The following is a 22,408-nucleotide window of genomic DNA, read 5'->3' as shown; positions in this document are numbered from 1 at the left end:
GCACCTTCGCGTACGCTAGCGACTCGCAGAGTGGAGTAACGATGGACATCGCGCATTTGCATTTTCTGGTGGCGCAAGCCGACCTTTCCGGGCGCAGGGCGCTGGTCGCCTTACTGAGTCAACTCGGCGCCGGCCAGGTCACCGACGTCGCCGACGGCCCGGCTGCACTGCAGATGCTGGAAGCCGGCGCCACGCCGCTCGTCAACGTCGCGCTCATCGACCTGGACCTGCCGGGCATGGACGGGTTGACGCTGCTGCGGCGCCTGGGCGACGCCAGGTGCACGGCGCGCCTGATCGTCACCGGCGCGCAGCCGGCCGGCCTGCTGTTTTCCGTCGAGACGCTGGCCGAAGCCTTCGGCATCGAGCTGCTCGGCGCCGTCGCCTGGCCGGTTACCGCCATCAGTCTCAAGCCGGTGCTCGAGAATTACACACCGCTGCCGCGCCCCGCGCTCACCTCGCCAGAGCCGCGCTTCGCGTTCGAGCAGATCGGCATCGGCCTGCAGCATCGCCAGTTCGAGCCGTACTTCCAGCCGAAGATCGAGCTGGCGACCGGCCAGGTAACAGGCCTCGAAGTCTTCGCGCGCTGGAACCATCCTGATCATGGCGTGTTGGGGCCCGCGTCGTTCATCGATGCGCTGGTCGAGGCGGGACGCGTCGACTTCCTCGATTGGAGCATGATCGAACTGTCGGTCGAGCGCCGTCGCTGGCTGCTGGACCAGGGCATCGCGATCGCGATCTCGCTGAACATCGCCCCCGAAACCCTGGCCCAGCCCACATTCGTTTCTAGGATGACGGCGTGCCTGGAGCGGCATGGGGTAGAGGCTGCCGACGTGACATTCGAGATATCGGAATCCTCGGTCCTGAACACCGATCCCGATTTCATCGAGCGGCTGGTGCGCCTGCGGATGATGGGTTTCGGCCTGGCCATCGACGACTACGGCACCGGCCGCTCAAACCTGCAACTGCTGGCCCGCATCCCGTTCACCGAACTGAAGATCGACCGCAGCTTCGTCGACGGCGCCTCACGCCGCCTGCCACTGAGCACGGTCCTGCGCTCGTGCCTGAGCCTGGCCCATAGCCTGGAGCGCAAATCGGTGGCCGTCGGCGTTGAAACCCGCCGCGACTGGGACTTCCTGCAAGCGCTGGGCTGCACCTACGCCCAAGGCTATCACATCGCCAACCCCATGCCCGCCACCGCCTTCCCCGCCTGGCTGAGCGACTGGCGCCAATACTTCTAACCCCCAGTCAATTACCCATCAATTAGGGTCAGAGTAGAATTGTTGAGCAATTTCTTTTTAAATTAGCGGCCTCAACTAGATGAGGTTGTCTTATTCGAGAAAGTTGTCAAACAATTCGACTCTGACCCTAATTGGCAGGCAAAAGTGCTGGGGAAAATTGAATGGAAGCGGAGACGCAGCGTACTGCGATTAAAAACAACTTCTTGAATTTGCGACACCGAACCGATTTATTAATCTTCTGGGGCGCCGCAGTTTAATTGTCAACACGGTTTCCTTGCAATATCGCCGCCGTATTCTCTAATGAGCGTGGGTTGGTGGAAGTCGCGCGCACTGAAAAGCGCTGGCACCTGCATTCTGGCTTTAAATCAATAGCTCAAAAATTAGGGTCAGAGTAGAATTATTGAGCAATTACTTCCTGAATAAGCAGGCTCATCTAAGCGAGCCCGCCTTATTTTGGAAAGTTGTCAAACAATTCGACTCTGACCCTAATTAGATTTCAAGAGCTTTAGATCAAGTTGATACAAGGCCGGTCTGAAAACGACGAGATCAAAAAGAAATTGCTAATTAATTCTACTCTGACCCTAATTGTTCAATATTCCCGGCGGTCGGGTTTGATTTCTTGGAGGATCGTTGTGGCGATTTCTTCGATGGATTTGGTGGTCGACGACAGCCAGCGGATGCCTTCGCGGCGCATCAGGAGTTCGGCTTCGTTGACTTCGTAGCGGCAGTTCTCGATCGAGGCGTATTTGCTGCCGGCGCGGCGCTCGTTGCGGATTTGCGAGAGGCGCTCGGGCGTGATCGTCAGGCCGAACAGCTTGGCCTTGTAGGGTGGCAGGTTGCTTGGCAGGCGGCCGCGTTCGAAGTCGTCCGGGATCAAGGGATAGTTCGCCGCTTTCAGGCCATATTGCATGGCCAGGTACAGGCTCGTTGGCGTCTTGCCCGAGCGCGATACCCCCACCAGGATCACGTCGGCGTCGGCCAGGTTCTTGTGCGACTGGCCATCGTCGTGCGCCAGCGAGAAGTTGATGGCTTCGATGCGGTTCTTGTATTCTTCACTGTCGACCGCGTTGTGGATGCGGCCAATCGTGTGCGTCGACTTGACGTCCAGTTCTTGTTCGAGCGGGGCGACGAAGGTCTGGAACAGGTCCATGTGCATGCCCTTGGCCGAACGGATCACGCTCGAGAGATCATGCTTGACGAGTGTCGAGAATACGATCGGGCGCTGGCCGTGCAGCGCGAAGCTGTCGTTGATGCGGCGCGCGGCGTCGTGCGCTTTTTCAATGGAATCGATGAACGGCAGGCGAATCTGCCGGAAACGCATCTCGAACTGGCTCAGGACCGCGTGCCCGAACGTCTCCGCCGTGATGCCGGTGCCGTCCGAGACGAAGAACACGGTGCGTGATGGCGGCGTGACCGTAACCGCAGGGGAGTGGATATCGTCGATCATGGTTGGTTCGCTATGCTTTGCTGACAGAATTGCATGAAAAGTGCGCTGCATATCCCCGTGTCGCGGGGTAGAATGCTCGGCAACGGATTTTGCATTGTGCTGCACGCGGGCCAGAATAACAAGAATACGCCAGGGACGCCCCCCGACTTGCACCGATGCGCCTACAGGTTTCCATCATCAAGTAAGGTGTTTTATCATGACCAATCCAGCTACTGCAGCTATCCAACCCGGGGCCGCTGATCGCGTCTACGTGGCGTCGTTCGAAGACTTGCGCATGACCGACGTCGAGTCGGTCGGCGGCAAGAACGCGTCGCTCGGCGAAATGATCAGCCAACTGGCCGGCGCCGGCGTGCGCGTGCCGACCGGCTTTGCCACCACGGCAGACGCCTTCCGCGACTTCCTCGACCACAGCATCGACGGTGGCGCTTCCCTCGGCGAGCGCATCGCCCGCCGCCTCGATAACCTCGATATCGACGACGTGCGCTCGTTGGCCGTCGCCGGCGCCGAGATCCGCGAGTGGATCGTCGCCACGCCATTCCAGCCGCGCCTCGAACAAGAGATCCGTAACTTCTACGAGCGCCTGTTCGCCGACTCGGAAACCGAAGTCTCGTTCGCCGTGCGTTCGTCGGCCACCGCCGAAGACTTGCCGGATGCGTCGTTCGCCGGCCAGCAGGAGTCGTTCCTCAACGTCGTCGGCATCGACAATGTGCTCGAAGCGATGAAGCACGTGTTCGCGTCGCTGTACAACGACCGCGCGATCTCGTACCGCGTGCATAAAGGCTTCACCCACGCCGAAGTCGCGCTGTCGGCCGGCGTGCAGCGCATGGTGCGCTCGGATACCGGCGCCGCCGGCGTCATGTTCACCATCGACACCGAATCGGGCTTCAAGGACGTCGTCTTCATCACGTCGAGCTACGGCCTGGGCGAGACCGTCGTGCAGGGCGCCGTCAACCCGGACGAATTCTACGTCCACAAGCCGATGCTCGAACTGGGCAAGTCGGCCGTCATCCGCCGCAATATCGGCTCGAAACTGATCAAGATGGAGTTCACGTCGGAAGCCAAGGCCGGCCGCTCGGTCAAGACCGTCGACGTGCCGATCGAACTGCGCAATCGCTACTCGCTGGTCGAAGAAGAAATCGTCGAACTGGCAAAATACGCCGTCATCATCGAGAACCACTACGGCCGTCCGATGGACATCGAGTGGGGCAAGGATGGCCGCGATGGCAAGCTGTATATCCTGCAGGCGCGTCCCGAGACCGTGAAGTCGCAGCAGAAGTCGACCGACGCGCAGCAGCGCTTCCACCTGAAGGGCACCGGCACCGTGCTGACCCATGGCCGCGCGATCGGCCAGAAGATCGGCGCCGGCCGCGTGCGCGTGATCACCGACCCGTCCGAGATGGACCGCGTCCAGCCGGGCGACGTGCTGGTGGCCGACATGACCGATCCCAACTGGGAACCGGTGATGAAGCGCGCCGCGGCGATCGTCACCAACCGGGGCGGGCGCACCTGCCACGCGGCGATCATCGCGCGTGAACTGGGCGTGCCCGCCGTCGTCGGCTGCGGCGACGCGACCGATGTCCTCAAGGACGGCACCCTGGTCACCGTCTCGTGCGCCGAAGGCGACGAAGGCATGATCTATGACGGCCTGCTGGAAACCGAAGTGACCGAAGTCGCGCGTGGCGAACTGCCACCGATCAAGACCAAGATCATGCTCAACGTCGGCAACCCGCAACTGGCCTTCGACTTCCAGTCGGTTCCGAACGCCGGCGTTGGCCTGGCGCGCGTCGAGTTCATCATCAACAACAATATCGGCGTGCACCCGAAGGCGATCCTCGAGTACCCGAACATCGACGCCGACCTGAAAAAGGCCGTGGAATCGGTCGCACGCGGCCATGCGTCGCCACGCGCCTTCTATGTCGACAAGCTGGTCGAAGGCGTCTCGACGATCGCTGCTGCCTTCTGGCCCAAGCCGGTCATCGTGCGCCTGTCCGACTTCAAGTCGAACGAGTACAAGAAGCTGATCGGCGGTTCGCGCTACGAGCCGGACGAAGAAAACCCGATGCTGGGCTTCCGCGGCGCGGCGCGCTACCTGGCCGACGATTTCGCGGAATCGTTCGCGATGGAATGCACGGCGATGAAGCGCGTGCGCAACGAGATGGGCCTGACCAACGTCGAATTGATGATCCCGTTCGTGCGTACCCTGGGCCAGGCTGAAAAAGTGGTCGACCTGCTGGCCAAGAACGGCCTGGTGCGCGGCGAGAACGGCCTGCGCCTGATCATGATGTGCGAAGTGCCATCGAACGCGATCCTGGCCGACCAGTTCCTCGAGTTCTTCGATGGCTTCTCGATCGGCTCGAACGACCTGACCCAGTTGACCCTGGGCCTGGACCGCGACTCCGGCATGGAACTGCTGGCCAAGGACTTCGACGAACGCGATCCGGCGGTGAAAGCCTTGCTGTCGCTGGCGATCAAGGCGTGCCGCGCCAAGGGCAAGTACATCGGCATCTGCGGTCAGGGTCCGTCGGACAATCCTGATTTCGCGCAGTGGCTGGTGGAGCAGGGCATCGAGTCGATGTCGCTCAATCCCGACTCGGTGATCGACACCTGGCAGAAGCTCGCCAAGATGTAAATAAAGACGGCCATACGCCGCCTGCGAAACCCTCGCCGCCCTTTGTCGGGTCGCGAGGGTTTTTTCATGTCAAACAAGAAGGCGCGACGTCCATGACCGGCCCCGGCGGCCTGCGTGCCTTGCTTATGCAAATGAGAACGATTATTATTCTGCATTTAACGAATTCGCTATAAGGCGCGCGCCAACATCATGTCACCCGTTTCCCTGCGTCGCTGGGGCTGGATCCACAAGTGGAGCAGCCTGGTCTGCACCATCTTCATGTTGCTGCTCTGCCTGACCGGTCTGCCGCTGATCTACCATCACGAAATCGGCCACCTGCTCGGCACCGAGGTCGAGCCGCCCGTGCTCTCGAGCCCTATGCCACAGGGGAATGTCGATGCCGTGATCGCATCGGCCAAAGAACTGTACCCGACCAAGCTCCCGATGTTCATCTCGCAGGAAGCCGACGTGCCCGAGATCTGGAACGTCACGCTCGCCGACCACATGCACGACCACGATTACAAGCCGATCGCGGTCGATGCGCGCACCACGAAGGTCATCGAAGAGCCGGCGTTCGAGGGCGGTGTCTTCATGTCGACGATGCTGGCGCTGCACGTCGATCTGTTCATGGGCCTGCCCGGGATGCTGTTCCTGGGCTTCATGGCCTTGCTGCTGCTGGTGGCCATCGTCAGCGGCGCGGTGCTGTATTCGCCGTTCATGCGCAAGCTCGATTTCGGCACCGTGCGCAAAGAACGCAGCAGCCGCCTGAAGTGGCTCGACATGCACAATATGCTGGGCATCGTCACGCTGGTCTGGCTGTTCGTCGTCGGCGGCACCGGCATGATCAATACCTGGGCCGATCTGATGTACAAGTATTACCAGCGCAACGAGCTGGCGTCGATCCTCAAGCAGTACGAAGGCAAGAAGCCGCTGCCACATACGGCATCGGTGCACGACGCGATCGAGACGGCCAGGGCGGCGCTGCCGGGCATGCGCGTGGCCTTCGTCGCCTTCCCGGGCACCGATTTCAGCAGCGCCCACCACTACGGCATTTTCATGAACGGCAATGAGGCCTTCAGCTCGCGCATGTACCGTCCGGTGCTGGTCGATGCCAACAGCGGCGAACTGACCGACGCGCCGGAACTGCCGTGGTACCTGAAGGCGCTGCTGGTGTCGCAGCCGCTGCACTTCGGCGACTACGGCGGACAATGGATGAAGTTCCTGTGGGCGGTGCTCGACATCGCAACCATCATCATCCTGGTTACGGGCCTGTATCTGTGGCTCAAGCGCGGCAAGGCCGGCAAGACCTCGACCAGGATCGCAACCCACGCGCACGAGACGTCTGCAACCCCGGCGTTCGCGCGCAGTGGAGAACCATCATGATCCGTACACCACTGCAAATCTGGGGCGCGCCGATCGTGATTGGCATCCTCACCACAGTCGGCCTGATCTCGGCGCTGCTGGGCGATGGCATCTGGGACGCGGTGTCGGCCATCACCCTCGGCATCCCGTGCCTGCTGTGCTTCTGGTACGGCCTGCGCCGCGCACCGAAACAGCGTATCGAGCACTAAGGTTCTTCACCTCGACAGGGCGGCCGCGCATGCGGTCGATATTCTCGCGCGCTGCGCTTGGCCCCACCCCGGCCCACGCTGTATACTCGATCCCTTGCGGATTCCCGGCGTAGCGCCTCGCTGATCGGGAATCCGGAACTCATCGAAAGGGCCTCATGTTTGCAGCAGTCGACCTCGGGTCCAACAGCTTCCGCCTTCATATCGGCGAGCCGGCCGGCGGCCGCATGCACATCGTGCGCACCGCGCGCGATCCGATCCGCCTGGCGGCCGGTCTCGATGCCGACAATATGCTCAGCGAAGCGGCGATGCGCACCGCGATCCGCTGCCTGCAAGAGTTCCGCAAGATCCTCGACGAATACCAGCTCGACGCCGTGCGCGTCGTCGCCACCAACACGATGCGCGTGGCGAACAACGCCGACCTGCTGCTGCCGCTGGCCGAAAACGCGATCGGGCACCCGATCGAAATCATCTCGGGCGAAGAAGAAGGGCGCCTGATCTACATGGGCGTGGCGCGCGCAATCGAGCGCCACGACGAGCGGCGCCTGGTGATCGACATCGGCGGCGGCTCAACCGAAGTCATCGCCGGCACCGGCAGCGACATTCAGCTGGTCGAATCGTTCGGCATTGGCACCCAGCCGCAAACGCGGGCCTACTTCCCGGACGGGCGCATCACGGCGCACAATTTCGACGCCGCCGTCACCGCCGCGCGCGCCCGCTTCGAAGATGCCGCGTCGCTGTACCACGTCCAGGGCTGGGATATCGCCTACGGCTCGTCGGGCACGATGCGGGCAATCTCCGAGGTCATCTGCCGCAACGAGATCGGCGACTGCACCGTTTCGCTGGCCAGCCTGCACGCGCTGCGCGATATCCTGATTGGTCTGGGGCACGTGGATGCCTTCGTACTGCCGGGTGTGAAGCGCGAGCGCGTGCCCGTGATGGTGGGCGGCCTGACGGTCTTGATCGGCGCGATGCAAGAGCTCAAGGTCGGGCAACTCACCGCGATCAACGCCGGCTTGCGCCTGGGCGTGCTGTCGGATCTCGAGTTGCGCGCCAACCGGCGCGACCGGCGCGATGCCGCTATCCGCGCCTGCATGGGGCGCTTCCGGGTCGACAGCGGGCGCGCCCTGCGCACGGTGGGCATCGCGACCACGCTGTTCGAGCGCTTGCAGCCGCAGGGCGACACGCACCGGCCCTACCTGGCCTGGAGCGCGATGCTGCACGAGATCGGCCTGGCCATCTCGATGAGCGGGGCGCACAAGCACGGCGCCTACATCGTCGAGCATGCCGACCTTGGTGGATTTACCACGCGCGAGCAGCGCATGCTGTCCACGCTGGTGCTGGGGCAGAAGGGCAATCTGCGCAAGATCCGCGAATCGCTGGTCGAGGCCGACCTGGCCAAGGCGGTGCTGGCGCTGCGCCTGGCCATCGTGTTGATGCATGCGCGCGCGGACGACGATATCGGCGGCCTGCGCCTGCGCATGAAGTCGCGCATCGAGATGGACCTGCCGGCGGAGTTGATGCGCAAGCATCCGACGCTGGCGCCGTGGCTCGAGAAGGAAGTGCAGGCCTGGGGTGAGGTTGGGGTGGCGTTTCAGGTGCGGTGAATAACGTCGCTCGGGTTGGCCTCGACGCTGCGCCGCACACGTCGTTCCCGCGGAGGCGGGAACCCAAGGTGCCAGCGCCGCCACTGGCTTCGAACGTAGCGTTGACGCGAGCGACTTGGGTTCCAGCTTTCGCTGGAAGTCGTAGCCGCCAGTGGCGGGTACGACGTTTTCAGGTCAACGCAGTTTGCCAATCACATCCGGCCCAGCCACCAGCCGGATATACGGCATGCCATCACTCCCCTTGTGCTCGATCCAGAACACGCCGCCCTTGCGGATGCGCCAGTCCTGCTTCTGCCCGCACAATACCAGCGACGCCACTTCGCCCAGCAGCGGCTGGTGACCGACCACCAGCACCGGCTGCCGGTGCGTCGGCCAGCCGCACGCTTCAATAATCGCTTCCGCACTCGACGCGGTACTCAGCGCCTCGGCCACCTTGTAGCGCCGCCCCAGCGCATCGGCCGTCTGCACGCAGCGCGTGGCAGGGCTGACCAAAATACGGCATTCGGGCGGCAGCTTGCGTTCGAGCCAGGCGCCCATGCGGGCGGCGTGACGCTGGCCTTTCGGCGTCAGCGCGCGCTGTTCGTCGGGCAGCTCAAGTGTGCCCGGCTCCGCTTCAGCGTGGCGCCAGAGGATCAGTTCCATTCTCGATTTCCTTGTTTGGGGCGCTCTCGGCGCCAAGCATGTCCATCAATGCCTGCTGGGCGCTGTAGCTGACCTGCTTGCCGCGCGGCTTGCGGCGGCGGTAGCGGCCATCACTGCCCAAGTCCCAGGCGTTGACGTTGTCCTTCAGGTAGGGCAGCAAGCCTTCGCGCATCACGCGCCGCTTGTGCAGCGGCGAGCGGATCGGAAACGCTACTTCCACCCGGCGGAACAGGTTGCGGTTCATCCAGTCGGCGCTGCTCAGGTACGTGTCGTGTTTCAGGTCATTGCGGAAGTAGTAGATCCGCGTGTGCTCCAGGAAGCGCCCGACGATGGAGCGCACCTTGATGTTCTCGGACAGGCCCTCGACACCCGGGCGCAGCGCGCAGGCGCCGCGAATGATCAGGTCGATCTTCACGCCGGCGCACGAGGCGTCGTACAGGGCCTTGATCACCGATTCGTCGGTCAGCGAATTCATCTTGGCGATGATGCGCCCGGGCTTGCCCTGTTTCGCCAACTCGGTTTCATTGCGAATCGCGCGCACGATTTCCTTGTGCAGCGAGAACGGCGCCAGCCAGATGCTGGCCAGCTGCTTCGGCCGCGTCATGCTGGTCAGGTGGATGAAGACTTCATTGACGTCGGACGTCAGGTCGTCGTCGGCCGTAAGCAGCCCGAAGTCGGTGTAGAAGCGGGCCGTGGTCGGGTTGTAGTTGCCGGTGCCGAGGTGTGCGTAGCGGCGCAGGCCACTCGGTTCGCGGCGCAGCACGAGCGCCATCTTGGCGTGGGTCTTCAGGCCCACCACGCCGTACACCACCTGCGCGCCGGCCTTCTCGAGTTTTTCGGCCCAGTTGATATTGGCCTCTTCGTCGAAGCGCGCCATCAGTTCGACAATGACGGTGACTTCCTTGCCGCGCTCCGCGGCCGAGATCAGGGCTTCGACCAGTTCCGAGTTGCTGCCCGCGCGGTAGATCGTCTGCTTGATCGCCACCACGTTCGGGTCGGCCGCCGCGGCCTGGATGAAGTTGATCACCGGCTGGAACGATTCGAATGGATGGTGCAGCAGCACGTCTTGCTTCCTCAGCGCGGCGAACATGTCGGCGCCCGACAGCTTGCCCGGATAGCCCGACACATAGGCCGGGAACTTCAGTTCGGGCTGGTCGTTCTCGTTGACGATTTCAAGCAGGCGGCCCAGGTTCACCGGCCCATCGACCGTGAACAGGCGGCTGCGGTCGATGTGGAACTGGTTGAGCAAAAAGTCGGCCAGGTGCGCCGGGCACGAACGGCCCACTTCGAGGCGCACGGCGAAACCGTACTGCCGCCCATGCAGCTCGCTTTGCAGCGCCTGGCGCAGGTTCTTCACTTCTTCTTCATCCACCCACAGGTCGCTGTTGCGCGTGACCCTGAACTGCGAGTACGACACCACTTCGCGGCCCGTGAACAGGTCGGCCATGTGCGACTGGATCACCGACGACAGCAGGCAGTACGAGCTGCCCGGTTTGTCCGACAGGTCGTCGGGCAGGCGGATCACGCGCGGCAGAACGCGCGGCGCCTTCATGATGGCGATGCCCGAGCCGCGCCCGAATGCATCCTTGCCACTGAGTTCGACGATGAAATTGAGGCTCTTGTTGATCACGCGCGGGAACGGGTGCGCGGGGTCCAGGCCGATGGGCGTCAGGAGCGGGCGCACTTCGCGGTCGAAATACTGCTTGACCCAGGCGCGCTGCGCCGCATTGCGCTCGCTGCGGTGCAACAGGTGGATGCCGTGCCCGGACAGCTGTGGCAGGATCTCGTGGTTGAACAGCGCATACTGGCGCGCGATCAGGTGGCGGCACTCGGCGCTGGCGCGTTCGAGGTCGGCGGCCAGGGTCTCGGGCAGCACGCTGTCGTTGCGGTCGATCTGGTGTGTGGCGAGCAGGCTGGCCACGCGCACTTCGAAGAATTCATCAAGGTTGCTCGCGACGATGCACAAGAAGCGCAAGCGCTCCAGCAGCGGTACGGTGGGGTCTTCGGCTTGCGCCAGCACGCGCCGGTTGAACTCGAGCAGCGACAGCTCGCGGTTCAGATAAGCGCTGCCGTCGGAGAATTGTTTCAGGTCAGCCTCGGTGGCCTTTTTCTTCATGTCCATGGTCTGCGGTCGTAGTCGTCCCGCAATCAGTCTAGTTGTCGAATATGACAGCGTGGTGACACTGCCGGCAAGTTTGCAGCTTGACGATCAGGCGACTGACCTTCACCGGCAAGATACCACCGACCGCGCAAGAAGTGGCGCACCCCGCCGCCCGGGCGCAAGTGGGGCCAAAAAGCGCCAGTGGCGGATCGACGTGACTGAAATGGATTACAATCGCAGCCCTTCAACGCCCGTCATCCGGCCCCTTGCATCGTGCAGCGCCGGCAGGTTTTCCGAAAGCGCCGTCCATGCAAAAGCTCCTTACTGTCATCCTCGCCTGCCTCGGCATGATCGGGGCCCTGGCCATCGATACCTATCTGCCGTCGATGCCGGCCATCGGCGCCGAATTCGCCGTCGGCCCGGTCGCCGTGCAGCAGACCCTCAGCGTGTTCCTGTTCACGTTCGCGTTCATGATGCTGTTCTACGGGACGCTGTCCGATTCGTTCGGCCGCCGTCCGGTGATCCTGACTGCGCTCACCGTCTACACGCTGGCCTCGATCGGCGCGGCGTGGGCGCCGAGCTTTGGCTGGCTGCTGGTATTTCGCGCACTGCAGGGCCTGTCGGCCGGCGCCGGCTCGGTGATCGGCCAGGCCATCGTGCAGGACCGTTTTTCGGGCGCGCAGGCGCAGCGCATGATGTCGCACATCATGATGGTGTTCGGCCTGGCGCCGGCCATCGCCCCGATCCTGGGCGGCTGGCTGCACGTGACCTTCGGCTGGCGTTCGTCGTTCGTGTTCCTGGCGGTGTTCGGCGCGCTGCTGATTCTCGTGTGCCTCAGGTTTCTGCCCGAAAGCCTGCCGCGCGAAAAGCGCCAGGCCTTCCATCCCGGCACGATCGGCCGCAACTACGTCAAGGTGCTGCGCCACCCGCAGTTCGTGCTGCTCTCGCTGGCGCTCGGCCTGGCGTTTTCTGGCCTGTCGCTGTACATCGGCTCGGCCTCGAACTTCGTGATGGTCATCCTCGGACTGCCCGAGACCGCGTTCGCCTGGATGTTCATCCCGCTCGTCGGCGGCATGGTGGTCGGTTCGGCCTGGGGCGGCAAGCATGCCCATAAAAGCACGCCGACCCGCATGATGTGGCTGGGCTTTGGCGTGATGGCCCTGGGCGCGGTCATCAATGTCGTCTACAACACCTTGTTTGCGGCCGCCGTGCCGTGGGCCGTGCTGCCGCTGTTCGTGTACACATTCGGCCTGTCGGTCGCGATGCCGGCGATCCAGATCACGGCGCTGGGCCTGTTCCCGAACAACCGGGGCCTGGCCTCGTCGATGGTCGGCTTCATCCAGATGATGTCGTTTGCGCTGGTTTCGGGGCTGGTGGCGCCGCTGCTGTTCGACAGCGCGCTGCGCCTTGCGCTCGGCGTTGCGGGTGGGCTGGCGCTGAGCTTCGGCGCCTGGCGACTGTCGGTGCGCATGGCCGTCAAGCCGGCCGCGGTGACGGTGTAAGTGCGCATGGTGCGGCGCTGGCGGATGGCGGTGGCCGAACCGTTCGGCGCGCTGTTCCTGCTGCGCCGCCGTTATTTCTCTCTGCAGTCGCGAGCGCTGTACGCGCGCTACGCGCATGCACTGACCATCTGCCTTGCCTTGTTTGGCCTGGTGCTCGTCGAGCGGCCCACGTTGCTGGCCGCGCCCATCCTGCACTTCTGGCGCGATCCCGGCGATTGGCAAGCTGGCCTGGCGTACGGCGCCGGCTGGCTCTTGTCCATTGCCGTGTGGGCGCGCGTGCACCGATCCTTCGTGCGCGGCGCGACGCTGGCCGAATTCGCCCGCGCCAGTGTGCATGGGCGGCGCGTGGCGCCAGTGCTGGACATCGCGCTGCTGCTCGTGGCGCTGCAATGGTGGGCGCTGCCGTTCGCGATTGCATTCTGGACCGTGGCCACGAGCGATGCGCCGCCATCCGGCGCCGACGGGCGTTTCCCCCTGTATGTGGTCCTGCTGATTCTGGCGACGCTCGCCGTGGCGTATGCCGTGGTGTTTAACGCATCGCCCGCACGTGGCCCGCGCCGCGCCGGTGCCAGCGGCGTGCTGCGCGCCCCTGCACTGGGCTTCTTGACGCTGCTGCATGTGCGTGCGCTGTGGCGCGGCCATCTGCACGTGGCGCTGCCGCGTGCCGGTGTCGCGCTGCTCGTTCACGCGGCGAGCTGGTGGATGATCCATCAGGTCGGCAAGCACCGCGATGCGGCCGGCTTCATTGCGCTGGCGTGCTGCGTTACTGCATATGCGCTCGCCGGCCTGTATGACGCGTTCTGGCGCGCGCGTCAGCCGCTCGAGCCGTATTTGCGCAGCATGCCGTTCGGCGTGGCCAGGATGCGCGTGGCCGAGCATCTGGTCGTGCTGGGCGTGGGCGGCATCGTGTGCGCGCTGGTGTGGAGCGGCTATGGCGCCGCGCCGGCTGCGCCGGCGGACCTGCTGCCCTTACTGGCGCGCTGCATCGGCGTTTCGCTGCTGCTGCTTCGATTGCTCGGTGCACCGATCCTGCAGCGCCATCACTACGGGGCCGCGTTCAAGGTCGCGCTCAGCGTGGCCACACTTTTCTTGATGGGGACAATCGCATGACGATGTTGTTGGCGGCCGAAGGACTCGGCATGCGCTACGGCGGCCACGTGGTGTTCGAGGGCTTGCACCTGTCGTATGGCGCCGGCGCCGTCGCGCTGGTCGGGCGCAACGGCGCCGGCAAGTCAACCTTGCTGGCGCTTCTGGCGGGGATCGCCGCGCCGCAGGCGGGCCGCGTGATGGTCTGTGGCGCCGATCTGGCATCCGCGACAAAAGGGCAGGGCGCCCGCGCGCGCCTGGCCTGGGTGCCCGACGCCTCGGTCGCTTACGACTTCATGACCGGCGACGAATTCCTGCGCATGGTGCAGGCGCTGCGTGGCTGCGCCGGCCCGCAGCGCGCGCTGCTGGACGGCTTCGGCATCGCGGGTTATCTGGGTGCGCGCTTTGGCGACATGTCGCTTGGCACGCGCAAGAAGTTCATGCTGGCCGCTGGCTTCATGGGCGACGCGCAGGTGGTGCTGATGGACGAGCCGACCAATGGCATCGATGCCGATGCGCGTGCATTTCTCGTCGCGCAGATCGGGATGCGGGCGCGGGAACACCTGGTGCTGTTCTCGACCCACGACAAGGAGGTGATCGCGCTGACCGGCGCCCGCGTGCTCGACCTGTCGGCACGGTGCAGCTAGACACCGTCAGCGGCGGTTGGTCTTCATCGCCGCGTCGACTTCGCGCTTGGCGTCGCGGTCTTTCTCGGTCGAGCGCTTGTCGTGCTGCTTCTTGCCCTTGGCCAGGCCGATCTCGCACTTGACGTTGCCCTTCTTGAAGTGCAGGTTGAGCGGCACCAGTGTGTAGCCGGAGCGCTCGACCTTGCCGATCAGCTTGTCGATCTCGGCGCGGTGCAGCAACAGCTTGCGCGAGCGTAGCGCCTCGGGATGGCTGAAGCTCGACGTGGTCGACAAGGCACTGACGTGCGCGCCGAACAGGTACAGCTCGCTATCGCGCACCAGTACGTAGGCTTCCTTGATCTGCACCCGCCCTTCGCGGATGGCCTTGACTTCCCAACCTTCCAGCACGAGGCCTGCCTCGTAGCGGTCTTCGATGAAGTAGTCAAAAAATGCTTTTTTATTGTCAGCGATGCTCATGAAAAGGCGAAAATTCGCGTGTCGGTTAAACTACTGCTATTGCGCCAACATTGGCGCCACATGCAAATGACCCCCATCATAACAAACGGTTGACCAATGGCAGTAGTGCACAAATCAGTTTTCCTTGGCTATAGCGCAGAACAGATGTTCGACCTGGTTGCAAAAGTCGAAGATTATCCCAAGTTCCTGCCCTGGTGCAGCGGCGTGAACGTTCTCGAGCGTACCGATGACAAGCTCGTCGCGGCCTTGCAGATTAATTTCCATGGCGTGAAGCAAAGCTTCACGACGTCGAACCACAACCAGCGTCCGACCCAGATGAAGATGCACCTGGTCGACGGTCCTTTCAAATTGCTCGAGGGTACCTGGACCTTCAAGTCGCTGCGCGCCGATGCCTGCAAGATCGAGTTCGACATGCAGTACGAGTTTTCCAGCGTGATCCTGGCGCAGATCGTCGGCCCTGTGTTCGGCATGATCGCCAACAGCATGGTCGACTCGTTCTGCAAGCGCGCCGAGGTCGTGTATGGCTGATGTCGCGCCCGCGCTGCTCGGCATTTCGGTGTGCTATGCCAGCGACAAACAGGTGTGGCTGCGCGCGTTGCAGGTAGCGCCGGGCACGACGATCGGCGTGGCCATCGAGCGCAGCGGCGTGCTCGAAGCCTTCCCGGCCATCAACCTGACCACGCAGCCGGTGGGCGTCTACGCCAAGAAGAAGACGCTCGAGACGGTGCTGCGCGAGCGCGACCGCATCGAGATCTACCGGCCGCTGGTGGCCGACCCGAAGGAGTCGCGCCGCAAGCGCGCGGCCAGGCGCGACGGCGCTAGCGACAGTCCTGCAGCGCCCGATTGACCTGGGCCGCCTGCGCGGCGCGCTCGGCATCCGACATATACCGTTTCTCGCCATCCTGGCCGTAGCGCGCGATGCGTGAGCCCGACGTCAGTTGGGCCTGTGACTCGCGCGCGGACACGCAGCGCTCGGCCAGTTGCCGCGCGCGCTGCGCTTCTTCCTGATCCTTGCGATGCTGTTCGTCGCGCGCCTTGTTGCGCTCGCGGTAGGCGGCTTCCTGCTCGGCCAGTGTCGGCGGGCCTTTCGGCTCGGCCGGCTTGACTGCCGGGTCCGCCGTTTCCGCAGGCAGCGGCCCGGCGGCCGGCAACGCAGGCAATGGCGCAGCGTCCGGGTTGGGACGACCCGGCGCCTTGACGATCTTGCTGGCCGGCGTACCCGGCGGCGGCGGACGATCGGAATACTGGCGCGTGCCGCCTGGCCCGATCCAGACGTACTGGGCCTGTGCGGCGCTGGCGACGATGAGCAGGGCGGCGCCAAGGGCGCGGGACAGCGTAAGCGGCATAAAATTGCTCCTGAGAATTAACAGATTTCGCCATGGTTCGGGCTGGCTGTCAATCGCAAACCGCACCGCCCCAACTAAATTTGGGTCAAGCCGGCGACGGAAAGTACGGGTTTCTGTATAATTCGCTTTTGCGCCTATAGGAAATACTATGCGTCTCCTCCAAAAAGCACTCACCTTCGATGACGTGCTGCTCGTCCCGGCCTACTCCAACGTTCTCCCGGCCCAAACTTCCCTGCGCACCAAGCTGACTCGCAATATCACGCTGAACATTCCGCTGCTGTCGGCAGCGATGGACACCGTGACCGAAGCGAACCTGGCCATCGCCATGGCGCAAGAAGGCGGCATCGGCATCATCCACAAGAATCTCCGTCCAGCCGACCAGGCGCGTGAAGTCGCGCGGGTCAAGCGCTTCGAAGCGGGCGTGCTGCGCGATCCGATCACGATTCCTCCGACCATGAAGATCCGCGAAGTGCTGGCGCTGTCGCAACAGCATGGCATCAGCGGCTTCCCGGTGGTCGAGGGCAACCAGGTGGTCGGCATCATCACCAACCGCGACCTGCGCTTTGAAGAAGACCTGGAAGCCGAAGCGCGCGCCAAGATGACGCCGCGCGACAAGCTGGTGACGGTCAAGGAAGACGCTGATACCGCCGAAGCCAAGCGCCTGATGAACAAGCACCGCCTCGAGCGCGTAGTGGTCATCAACGACAACTTCGAGCTGCGCGGTCTGATTACCGTGAAAGATATCCAGAAGTCGCACGAGCACCCGCTGGCCTCGAAAGATTCGCAGGGCAAGCTGCTCGTGGGCGCCGCCACCGGCGTCGGCGAGCGCGACGAAGAGCGCATCGAGCTGCTGGTTGCGGCCGGCGTGGACGTGCTGGTGGTCGACACCGCCCACGGTCACTCGCAGGGCATCCTCGACCGCGTGCGCTGGATCAAGGACCGCTATCCGCATGTGGACGTTATCGGCGGCAATATCGCCACCGCATCGGCCGCGCTGGCGCTGGTCGAAGCGGGCGCCGACGCCGTCAAGGTCGGCATCGGCCCAGGCTCGATCTGCACCACCCGTATTGTGGCCGGCGTGGGCGTGCCGCAGATCACCGCGATCTCCAATGTCGCCAAGGCACTCGAAGGCACCGGTGTGCCGTGCATCGCCGACGGCGGCATCCGCTTCTCGGGCGATATCTCCAAGGCACTGGCAGCAGGCGCGCACACCGTCATGATGGGCAGCATGTTTGCCGGCACCGAAGAAGCGCCGGGCGAAGTCATCCTGTACCAGGGTCGCAGCTATAAATCGTACCGCGGCATGGGCAGCCTGGGCGCAATGGCCGACGGTTCGGCCGACCGTTACTTCCAGGAAGCGTCGAGCAAGGCCGACAAATTCGTCCCTGAGGGCATCGAAGGCCGCGTGGCCTACAAGGGCAGCGTGCTGGCGATCATCTTCCAGCTGATCGGCGGCGTGCGCCAGTCGATGGGTTACTGTGGTTGCAGCACCATCGAAGAGCTGCGCACGAACGCCGAATTCGTCGAGATCACCTCGGCCGGCATGCGCGAATCGCACGTGCACGACGTGCAGATCACGAAAGAAGCGCCGAACTACCGTTCGGAGTAATCATCCCTGAACGCGGCCGGTAACGGCCGCGTTTTGCATGGTCGATGGCGCCGCCGTCGATGTGCACACCGCTCACCACCTACTGTCTCCCTATGCATTCGAAAATCCTCATCCTCGATTTCGGTTCCCAGGTCACCCAGCTGATCGCCCGCCGCGTGCGCGACGCCGGTGTCTTCTCCGAAGTCTTTCCTTACGACGTCAGCGACGAGTTCGTTCGCGAATACGGCGCCTCGGGCATCATCCTGTCGGGCAGCCACAATTCGACGCTCGAAGGCGATTCGCCACGCGCGCCGCAAGCCGTGTTCGAAGCCGGCGTGCCGGTGCTGGGCATCTGCTACGGCATGCAGACCATGGCGGCCCAGCTGGGCGGCAAGGTCGAAAACGGCCTCAAGCGCGAATTCGGCTACGCCGAAGTGCGCGCCCGTGGCCATACGGCACTGCTCAACGGCATCAACGACTTCGTCACCGATGAAGGCCATGGCATGCTCAAGGTCTGGATGAGCCACGGCGACAAGGTGCTCGAGATGCCGGAAGGCTTCAAGCTGATGGGCTCGACCGACAGCTGCCCGGTGGCCGCGATGGCCGACGAAGAGCGCCGTTTCTACGCGCTGCAATTTCACCCGGAAGTCACGCACACGTCGCAAGGCGAAGCCATCATCGGCCGCTTCGTGCACGAGATCTGCGGCTGCAAATCCGACTGGAACATGCCGGACTACATCGGCGAAGCCGTTGCCAAGATCCGCGAACAGGTCGGCACCGACGACGTGATCCTGGGCCTGTCGGGCGGCGTCGATTCGAGCGTGGCTGCTGCGCTGATCCACCGCGCAATCGGCGACCAGCTGACCTGCGTGTTCGTCGACCACGGCCTGCTGCGCAAGGACGAAGGCAAGATGGTCATGGACATGTTCGCCAAAAACCTGGGCGTGAAAGTCATCCGCGTCGATGCCGAAGACCAGTTCATGGGCCACCTGGCCGGCGTGAACGATCCGGAGCAGAAGCGCAAGATCATCGGCCGCGAGTTCGTCGAAGTGTTCCAGGTCGAGGCGGGCAAGCTGACCAACGCCAAGTGGCTGGCGCAGGGCACAATCTATCCGGACGTCATTGAATCGGCCGGCAAGGGTAAGAAAGGCCAGACGATCAAGAGCCACCACAATGTGGGCGGCCTGCCAGAGACGCTGAACCTGAAACTGCTCGAGCCGCTGCGCGAATTGTTCAAGGATGAGGTGCGCAAACTGGGCGTGGCGCTGGGGCTGCCGCATGACATGGTGTATCGCCATCCGTTCCCAGGTCCGGGCCTGGGCGTGCGTATTCTCGGTGAGGTGAAGAAAGAGTTCGCCGATCTGCTGCGCGAAGCGGATGCGATCTTTATTGAAGAGTTGCGTAACACACCATTTGAAGTGCCGCATGTGCCGGGCATCGATGCCGGTAAAGCGCCGATCAACTGGTACGAAGCGACGAGCCAGGCGTTTGCCGTGTTCCTGCCGGTGAAATCGGTGGGCGTGATGGGCGATGGCCGCACGTATGAGTATGTGGTGGCATTGCGCGCGGTGCAGACGCTCGACTTCATGACGGCGCAGTGGGCGCATCTGCCGCATTCGCTGCTGGGCAAGGTGAGCAATCGCATCATCAATGAGGTGCGCGGGATTAATCGGGTGGTGTACGATATTTCGGGCAAGCCGCCGGCGACGATCGAGTGGGAGTGACATTTCCTAAGAGAAATGCCTTTCAGGGTTTAAGAGCTGGCTAACGATCCGCTAACCTTGATGTGCGTTCGGGACCGATTGGCCCGATCCGATCGGATCCGCCGAACAGCCTGTTCTTCTTGCTGATCGCGATGGGCGGATCGCATTTTCGACCGCGGGTCTGTGGTTTTCACTGCGCCGCTGGTCGGCGCGACGGTACAGTTGGTATGGGGCAGCCTGGGCGGAATACAGGTCGAAGAACTTGCACCGTACATGCGCCACGCAGTTCAGCCCCGTGACGCCGGCTTCGATGCCGGAAAGCTCGCGGAAGCGCTCGTCGTTCACATCTTTTTAGTCGCGCCCGTTGCGCAACCCTGACTGGACGCAATTGCTGCTCTTGCGCTCGTTCAGGGCCGACTCTTCGATCGATATCACACCTGCCCTGGGTCCTCAGCATGACCAGCGCGAGAGGCGCCAGTTGCATCAGACTGAGATCTTCTTGCACGCCGGCAGGCTACAGTCGCGCCCGGATCGGATCGGGCATCTGGTCCTTCCCGGTGCCGAACCCCAACAGCGGGTCGGCTTCGACATTCTTTCCGTTGTGCCACGCGCGTAGCGTCCGCACGCACACCGCGTTGCGGATATAGCGGTGCCAAACGAAAGCAAGGTCGAACACGATAATGCCGAGCCACCACAGAAACACGAAGGGCAGACAGGCAAGCAATTCGGTCAGGTTCACATGCTCGCTTGCGCGAGGCCCGAGCAGGATGATACCGAAACTGAGCAGGAAGCCGCTCGTCACCAGCAGGCGCCGACCCTTCGGCGCATACGCACGCGGTACGAGCCAGGCCCCGAGCGCGGCAATCAAGGCGGCGGCGCACACCGTCAGCTTGCCCGCGTCTGCCAGCGTGAGCGCTACCGGTACTGTGCCGGCCAGGTTCTCGTAAGCCTCGCCGACTTCCGCGGCAAGGCCAGCCGGAAACAGGAACCAGGTCACCAGCGCACCGATTCCCCAGCTCACGAAGGCGGCTAGCAGCCAGCGAGGCCCGCGCCGGACCAGGCGCGGGAGGCGCGCCGCCACGGTCACCGCCGCCAGCAGGATGCCCGGCGCGAACGCCTGCCCGATGAACTCGGAAAACTGCGCCAGTTCCTTTACCGGTTTGCCCGAGAACGCCGCGAGCAATGCCAGCACGGCTGCCCAGTGCAGGAAGAACGCGATCGTGTATGGAATGCAAGTCGCGACGAATCCGCGCAAGGGCTTGTTAGCTGGCGGTGGCGCCGGCGGCGGCGCGTGGACGCCCGGAGTTCTCACGACGCTGTCGATGAAGTGCCTGAACAGCTCCGCATCGTTCCAGTAGTCGACGTGCGCCTTTCCCGGCAACCAGTAGCGGCTGTAGCCGTGGTCGTGCTTGAATTGTTCGAACTCGAAGGCGCCACAGTGCTTCGACGTCAGCCAGCGTTGCGCCTCGTCGAGCCGGAAGCCGACCGGATCACCGTAGTCGAAGTAATTACGCCACTTGATACGCTGGCGCAGCATCACCGGTTTGGCGTTCTTCCCGGAGGAACAGATCTGCACCCGCCCGTCGACTTTTGTCGACTTCACGAACGAGAACTCCTTCCACAGTTCGGGCCAGAGCGCAATGTGCTTGTCGATCGGCGAGCCCAGCGTCATAAAGCCATGCATGTGTTCGACCCAGGCGCCATCTTCGACTTTGCCTTTGCCTTCGGGGTCGGCAAGCTCCATCGAAGAAAGTGCCTGCAGCAGGGCCAGCATGCTGATCACGGTTCCTTCGCTGTGTGCGACCAGGTAAATCTCCGGATCGTTCCCGTAGCGCGCTCGGTAGGTCGTGACGATCGCATTGAGCACAGCGTGGAAACGGTACAGGATCTTGTTGCGGTATTGCGGGAATTCGGTAACGGTCTGGACGTCTCCCACGAAGTCGCGCAACAGCGCGCCGACTTCGAACTTGGGTGCGCCTACCCTGGTGGCCAGTTGGCACAGGCGCTCGATCACGGCCACTCCCTCGGCCAAGGTCTCCACCGCATCGATACCCTGCCTGAAGTCGCATTCGTCCAGTTGCCTGACCTGCGGGCCGGCTCTTCCAGTGCTCGGCTTGTCAATGCCTTTTGCGGCCATGCCCACAGCCGGCTTCTCTTCTATAGCGGTGTCCTGGCTGGAGCCGGCATCAGTTGGGTGCGCGGCATTCTTGTCGGGCTTCTTCACGTCGCGGTTATAGAGGTACTCGGCGCGGCTGACCACCGTGCGCACCCACGCCTTGGTCTCCTCCAGCGTATCGTTGGAGCGCACCAGCTCGGTCGGGATGTCGGCCCAAAAGACTTCGGCGAAGCCGATCGCAGACAAGTCATGATCATCGGTTTCGAGCTGGCTCCAGCGTACATCGCTGCCGCCCGCAATGCTGAAATACCCGAGCGGGAGCAATGGAATGGCGGGCTTGCAGCTGTCGCCAAAGCGACGCGCCACCGAGCGGATCGTCTCACTCCGGTGCTGCTGGCCGATTCCATGGATGGCCACCACGATCTTGGTGATGCTGCGAGCGGGCGCTTGCGTCAAGGGCAGGGCGCCCGGCTCATGTACGGCCGGCGGAGCAAGCTGCGCGCTGGTGGTCTCGGCCGCATCAGGCCCGTTGTCTGTTTCGATCATGGTGGTCCCCTCCGGTAAGAAGTGAAAAAGGAGTCAGGCCTGCCGCCGTCACGGCGTGGCGCTGGGACACACTGGTCGAGTCCACTGCCGGCAGCCCCACGATGCGAATATCGACATTGCCAGCGACTCGCGCGCGTGGGTTCTTTTCGAGTCCGCTGAGGAAGCAATCGTGCTGGAACCAGGTTGCGGAAAGGTTAGTAGAAGCTG

18 protein-coding genes are annotated in these 22,408 nt (G+C 63.4%); 12 read left to right on the top strand and 6 right to left on the bottom strand.

All coding sequences use genetic code 11. The annotated features are described in order from the left end of the window. Window positions 1-41: 41 nt before the first annotated feature. Window positions 42-1,238, top strand: coding sequence for an EAL domain-containing response regulator (locus AB2N08_RS03220; RefSeq protein ID WP_367609166.1), 1,197 nt, complete (start codon window positions 42-44; stop codon window positions 1,236-1,238). A 589-nt stretch (window positions 1,239-1,827) separates the two neighbouring features. Here AB2N08_RS03220 and ppsR read toward each other — a convergent pair. Beyond that, window positions 1,828-2,685, bottom strand: a complete 858-nt coding sequence (gene ppsR / locus AB2N08_RS03215; protein WP_367609165.1) for a posphoenolpyruvate synthetase regulatory kinase/phosphorylase PpsR — start codon at window positions 2,683-2,685, stop codon at window positions 1,828-1,830. 196 nt (window positions 2,686-2,881) lie between these two features. Here ppsR and ppsA point away from each other — a divergent pair, with 196 nt between their 5' ends. From ppsA to AB2N08_RS03195, 4 genes are all read left to right on the top strand, one after another. Next, window positions 2,882-5,314, top strand: a complete 2,433-nt coding sequence (gene ppsA, locus AB2N08_RS03210) for a phosphoenolpyruvate synthase (protein ID WP_367609164.1) — start codon at window positions 2,882-2,884, stop codon at window positions 5,312-5,314. Between the two features lie 189 nt (window positions 5,315-5,503). Continuing rightward, entirely contained in the window at window positions 5,504-6,676 is a 1,173-nt protein-coding gene (locus AB2N08_RS03205) for a PepSY-associated TM helix domain-containing protein (RefSeq protein WP_367609162.1), read from the top strand. Next, window positions 6,673-6,864: a hypothetical protein gene (locus AB2N08_RS03200; RefSeq protein ID WP_367609161.1), complete on the top strand. Its 192-nt coding sequence runs from the start codon at window positions 6,673-6,675 to the stop codon at window positions 6,862-6,864. The genes AB2N08_RS03205 and AB2N08_RS03200 overlap by 4 nt, the downstream gene beginning before the upstream one ends. 155 nt (window positions 6,865-7,019) lie before the next feature. Further along, window positions 7,020-8,468 (top strand): Ppx/GppA phosphatase family protein, encoded by a 1,449-nt coding sequence (locus tag AB2N08_RS03195; protein WP_367609160.1) that lies wholly within the window; start codon window positions 7,020-7,022, stop codon window positions 8,466-8,468. 174 nt (window positions 8,469-8,642) lie between these two features. On the opposite strand, the gene AB2N08_RS03190 is transcribed toward AB2N08_RS03195, so the two are convergent. After that, window positions 8,643-9,110: a SixA phosphatase family protein gene (locus AB2N08_RS03190; protein ID WP_367609159.1), complete on the bottom strand. Its 468-nt coding sequence runs from the start codon at window positions 9,108-9,110 to the stop codon at window positions 8,643-8,645. Then, the gene (gene ppk1 / locus AB2N08_RS03185) at window positions 9,082-11,232 is read right to left on the bottom strand and encodes a polyphosphate kinase 1 (protein ID WP_367609158.1); all 2,151 of its coding nucleotides are present in this window, start codon (window positions 11,230-11,232) and stop codon (window positions 9,082-9,084) included. Before ppk1 ends, AB2N08_RS03190 begins: the two co-directional genes overlap by 29 nt. A gap of 287 nt (window positions 11,233-11,519) precedes the next feature. Between ppk1 and AB2N08_RS03180 the strand changes: the two genes are divergently transcribed. Genes AB2N08_RS03180 through AB2N08_RS03170 form a run of 3 tightly spaced genes read left to right on the top strand, consistent with a single transcriptional unit; the run spans window position 11,520 to window position 14,446 of the window. Next, the gene (locus AB2N08_RS03180; protein WP_367609157.1) at window positions 11,520-12,713 is read left to right on the top strand and encodes a multidrug effflux MFS transporter; all 1,194 of its coding nucleotides are present in this window, start codon (window positions 11,520-11,522) and stop codon (window positions 12,711-12,713) included. A 6-nt stretch (window positions 12,714-12,719) separates the two neighbouring features. After that, the gene (locus AB2N08_RS03175) at window positions 12,720-13,823 is read left to right on the top strand and encodes a hypothetical protein (protein ID WP_367609156.1); all 1,104 of its coding nucleotides are present in this window, start codon (window positions 12,720-12,722) and stop codon (window positions 13,821-13,823) included. After that, window positions 13,820-14,446 carry an ABC transporter ATP-binding protein gene (locus tag AB2N08_RS03170; RefSeq protein WP_367609155.1) on the top strand — a complete coding sequence of 209 codons (627 nt, stop codon included), beginning with the start codon at window positions 13,820-13,822 and terminating at the stop codon, window positions 14,444-14,446. Before AB2N08_RS03175 ends, AB2N08_RS03170 begins: the two co-directional genes overlap by 4 nt. Before the next feature lie 6 nt (window positions 14,447-14,452). On the opposite strand, the gene smpB is transcribed toward AB2N08_RS03170, so the two are convergent. After that, on the bottom strand, window positions 14,453-14,902 hold the full coding sequence (gene smpB, locus AB2N08_RS03165) for an SsrA-binding protein SmpB (protein WP_367609154.1): 450 nt from the start codon (window positions 14,900-14,902) through the stop codon (window positions 14,453-14,455). Window positions 14,903-14,998: 96 nt separating this feature from the next. Between smpB and AB2N08_RS03160 the strand changes: the two genes are divergently transcribed. Both AB2N08_RS03160 and AB2N08_RS03155 read left to right on the top strand, forming a co-directional pair. Further along, a complete protein-coding gene (locus AB2N08_RS03160) occupies window positions 14,999-15,430 on the top strand; it encodes a type II toxin-antitoxin system RatA family toxin (protein WP_367609153.1) in 432 nt (143 codons plus the stop codon). Beyond that, the gene (locus AB2N08_RS03155; RefSeq protein ID WP_367609152.1) at window positions 15,423-15,749 is read left to right on the top strand and encodes an RnfH family protein; all 327 of its coding nucleotides are present in this window, start codon (window positions 15,423-15,425) and stop codon (window positions 15,747-15,749) included. The genes AB2N08_RS03160 and AB2N08_RS03155 overlap by 8 nt, the downstream gene beginning before the upstream one ends. On the opposite strand, the gene AB2N08_RS03150 is transcribed toward AB2N08_RS03155, so the two are convergent. Further along, entirely contained in the window at window positions 15,721-16,248 is a 528-nt protein-coding gene (locus tag AB2N08_RS03150) for a DUF4124 domain-containing protein (RefSeq protein ID WP_367609151.1), read from the bottom strand. The genes AB2N08_RS03155 and AB2N08_RS03150 overlap by 29 nt on opposite strands. 148 nt (window positions 16,249-16,396) lie before the next feature. Between AB2N08_RS03150 and guaB the strand changes: the two genes are divergently transcribed. Together guaB and guaA are read left to right on the top strand one after the other, a co-directional pair. Further along, complete coding sequence (gene guaB / locus AB2N08_RS03145) at window positions 16,397-17,857, top strand: IMP dehydrogenase (protein ID WP_367609150.1); 1,461 nt, start codon at window positions 16,397-16,399, stop codon at window positions 17,855-17,857. 92 nt (window positions 17,858-17,949) lie between these two features. Further along, complete coding sequence (gene guaA / locus AB2N08_RS03140; RefSeq protein WP_367609149.1) at window positions 17,950-19,560, top strand: glutamine-hydrolyzing GMP synthase; 1,611 nt, start codon at window positions 17,950-17,952, stop codon at window positions 19,558-19,560. Window positions 19,561-20,053: 493 nt separating this feature from the next. Here guaA and AB2N08_RS03135 read toward each other — a convergent pair whose 3' ends face one another. Continuing rightward, window positions 20,054-22,201 carry an MFS transporter gene (locus AB2N08_RS03135; RefSeq protein WP_367609148.1) on the bottom strand — a complete coding sequence of 716 codons (2,148 nt, stop codon included), beginning with the start codon at window positions 22,199-22,201 and terminating at the stop codon, window positions 20,054-20,056. Between the last annotated feature and the right edge of the window lie 207 nt (window positions 22,202-22,408).

The organism is Massilia aurea (assembly GCF_040790145.1).
GTDB lineage: Bacteria > Pseudomonadota > Gammaproteobacteria > Burkholderiales > Burkholderiaceae_D > Telluria > Telluria aurea_C.
Note: the sequence above shows the minus strand (reverse complement) of the source record. Positions and strands in the feature narration are given on the sequence as shown.

Coding starts and splice junctions, on each gene's coding strand:
- AB2N08_RS03220 (WP_367609166.1), top strand. CDS start 42: ATGGACATCGCGCATTTGCATTTTCTGGTGGCGCAAGCCGACCTTTCC.
- ppsR (WP_367609165.1), bottom strand. CDS start 2,685: ATGATCGACGATATCCACTCCCCTGCGGTTACGGTCACGCCGCCATCA.
- ppsA (WP_367609164.1), top strand. CDS start 2,882: ATGACCAATCCAGCTACTGCAGCTATCCAACCCGGGGCCGCTGATCGC.
- AB2N08_RS03205 (WP_367609162.1), top strand. CDS start 5,504: ATGTCACCCGTTTCCCTGCGTCGCTGGGGCTGGATCCACAAGTGGAGC.
- AB2N08_RS03200 (WP_367609161.1), top strand. CDS start 6,673: ATGATCCGTACACCACTGCAAATCTGGGGCGCGCCGATCGTGATTGGC.
- AB2N08_RS03195 (WP_367609160.1), top strand. CDS start 7,020: ATGTTTGCAGCAGTCGACCTCGGGTCCAACAGCTTCCGCCTTCATATC.
- AB2N08_RS03190 (WP_367609159.1), bottom strand. CDS start 9,110: ATGGAACTGATCCTCTGGCGCCACGCTGAAGCGGAGCCGGGCACACTT.
- ppk1 (WP_367609158.1), bottom strand. CDS start 11,232: ATGGACATGAAGAAAAAGGCCACCGAGGCTGACCTGAAACAATTCTCC.
- AB2N08_RS03180 (WP_367609157.1), top strand. CDS start 11,520: ATGCAAAAGCTCCTTACTGTCATCCTCGCCTGCCTCGGCATGATCGGG.
- AB2N08_RS03175 (WP_367609156.1), top strand. CDS start 12,720: ATGGTGCGGCGCTGGCGGATGGCGGTGGCCGAACCGTTCGGCGCGCTG.
- AB2N08_RS03170 (WP_367609155.1), top strand. CDS start 13,820: ATGACGATGTTGTTGGCGGCCGAAGGACTCGGCATGCGCTACGGCGGC.
- smpB (WP_367609154.1), bottom strand. CDS start 14,902: ATGAGCATCGCTGACAATAAAAAAGCATTTTTTGACTACTTCATCGAA.
- AB2N08_RS03160 (WP_367609153.1), top strand. CDS start 14,999: ATGGCAGTAGTGCACAAATCAGTTTTCCTTGGCTATAGCGCAGAACAG.
- AB2N08_RS03155 (WP_367609152.1), top strand. CDS start 15,423: ATGGCTGATGTCGCGCCCGCGCTGCTCGGCATTTCGGTGTGCTATGCC.
- AB2N08_RS03150 (WP_367609151.1), bottom strand. CDS start 16,248: ATGCCGCTTACGCTGTCCCGCGCCCTTGGCGCCGCCCTGCTCATCGTC.
- guaB (WP_367609150.1), top strand. CDS start 16,397: ATGCGTCTCCTCCAAAAAGCACTCACCTTCGATGACGTGCTGCTCGTC.
- guaA (WP_367609149.1), top strand. CDS start 17,950: ATGCATTCGAAAATCCTCATCCTCGATTTCGGTTCCCAGGTCACCCAG.
- AB2N08_RS03135 (WP_367609148.1), bottom strand. CDS start 22,201: ATGATCGAAACAGACAACGGGCCTGATGCGGCCGAGACCACCAGCGCG.